The 220-nt window shown below is 38.2% G+C and carries 1 protein-coding gene; it reads right to left on the bottom strand.

Annotated elements, in window-relative coordinates; genetic code table 11:
• The coding region (locus tag CSX02_RS13800; protein ID WP_207653782.1) for a hypothetical protein at positions 1-220 on the bottom strand (220 nt) is incomplete at both ends.

The raw sequence follows: 220 nt of genomic DNA, 5'->3' as shown, positions 1-220 counted from the left end.
GATCACTTGAATCACATCCCCCACTTCAGCGTTTTTGCGGATTTTTTCAAACGATGAATAGGTTCCCACCACATATTTCTTCCAGTACTCTCCAAAATTATTGGAACCAGAGCATCTCAACCATGAGGTTGTGCAGGCATACTTGCTTGCGGTTCCATGGTAGAACCATTTTTTGTTTGTCTCTATAATATTTCCATTTGTTTTATCCTTATATGATTTT

The organism is Agathobacter ruminis (genome assembly GCF_002735305.1).
In the GTDB taxonomy this organism is placed as follows: domain Bacteria; phylum Bacillota; class Clostridia; order Lachnospirales; family Lachnospiraceae; genus Roseburia; species Roseburia ruminis.
Note: the sequence above shows the minus strand (reverse complement) of the source record. Positions and strands in the feature narration are given on the sequence as shown.